The sequence below is a fragment of the Faecalibacterium sp. DFI.5.82 genome (genome assembly GCF_029076575.1).
GTDB lineage: Bacteria > Bacillota > Clostridia > Oscillospirales > Ruminococcaceae > Faecalibacterium > Faecalibacterium duncaniae.
This window is the reverse complement of the sequence record NZ_JARFIS010000025.1, coordinates 1-1,657: the sequence shown is the minus strand read 5'-3', so window position 1 is coordinate 1,657 and position 1,657 is coordinate 1. Positions and strand designations below refer to the sequence as shown.

Sequence of the window (1,657 nt, the reverse complement as noted above, 5' to 3'; positions counted from 1 at the left end):
ATATCATCGTAGACATTGAACGAGCCGTCTCCCTTGGGCGTGGACATATCGCAGAAAATCAGCTGCGTCAGATTATCCTCTTTGGTTTCGTTCCAGATACGCAGAACATTGTCGACGCAGGCATTCATCTTGCTGTCCGGGTCATCCGGGGTGAGCGGATTCATCAGCCGCTGGTCAAGGCCGATTTTACGTCCGTCCGAGGTGATCTTCAGCATATTGTCCACCGAGGGGTCAACCGCACCGCTATGCACCTCAGCAGCACGTTCGCTCAGGGATTTCACCATGTCCTGCTGGATTTCCGAGGGTTTGACCACGACAGTTTCAAACTTGGCTTCCGGAACAGGCAGATGCAACTGGTCGGAAGTCTTGATGTCCGCTGCCTCCTTGAACATATTCATCAGCTCCGGCAGGTTAAAGAACTTGGCAAAACGTGTGCGCGCACGGTAGCCGGTTCCTTCCGGCGCAAGCTCAATGGCCGTGGTGGTCTCGCCAAACGTAGAAGCCCATGCATCAAAGTGGGTCAGTTGTTTCTGCTGGAGAGTGCTGTACTGCAAATAGCGCATCAGTGTGTACATTTCCGTCATGGAGTTGCTGATGGGCGTTCCCGTTGCGAAAATCACGCCGCGCCCGCCAGTCACTTCATCCAGATAACGACACTTGCCGAACATATCGCTGGACTTCTGTGCCTCGGAGGTAGAAAGGCCAGCAACATTGCGCATCTTGGTGTAAAGATATAGGTTCTTGTAGTTCTGGCTCTCGTCCACAAATAACCTATCTACGCCTAATTGTTCAAATGTGACCACATCATCCTTGCGGTCGGTGGACTGTAGCTTTTTCAGTTTCACCTCCAGTGTTTTCCGTGTCTTTTCCATCTGTTTCACGGTAAAATGCTCACCGGACTGTTCCTTGGCCTCTGCAATGGCTTTTTCGATTTCCTCGATCTGATCTTCGATGATCCGTGCCTGCCGTTCCGCAGAAAGAGGGATTTTCTCAAACTGCGAGTGGCCGATAATGACGGCATCGTAGTCGCCGGTTGCGATGCGGGCGCAAAAACGCTTTCGATTGGCGGGTTCAAAGTCTTTCTTGCTGGTAACGAGCAGCTTTGCATTGGGGTATAGCCGCAGGAACTCGCTGGCCCACTGCTCGGTCAGATGGTTGGGTACCACGAACAGGCTTTTCTGACACAGGCCCAAACGCTTAGATTCCATTGCCGAAGCTGCCATCTCAAAACTTTTGCCGGCACCCACCTCGTGTGCAAGCAGCGTATTCCCACCATAAAGCACATGAGCAACTGCATTGCGCTGATGTTCCCGCAGATTGATCTCCGGGTTCATACCGACAAAATGGATATGGCTTCCGTCATACTCGCGGGGCCGGGTACTATTGAACAACTCGTTATACTGCTTCACCAGCAGATTCCGCCGCTGCGGGTCTTGCCAAACCCAGCCTGCAAAGGTATCCTTGATGGCCTGCTGCTTCTGCTGGGCAAGCATCGTCTCCTTCTGGTTCAGGACACGCCGCTCTTTACCATCCTCCTCAATGGTATCATAAATGCGGCAGTCCCGCAAATTCAAGGTGTCCTCCAAAATCTTGTAGGCGTTGGCCCGGTGGGTGCCGTAGGTTTCGGTGGACATGATATCATACATTCCGGCGGCAG

General features: G+C 52.7%; 1 protein-coding gene. It reads right to left on the bottom strand.

Features of this window, described 5'->3' with window-relative positions; translation table 11 throughout:
- Positions 1-1,657, bottom strand: a 1,657-nt coding sequence (locus P0G09_RS15340; protein WP_275253079.1) for a DEAD/DEAH box helicase family protein, incomplete at both ends; no start/stop codon positions are given.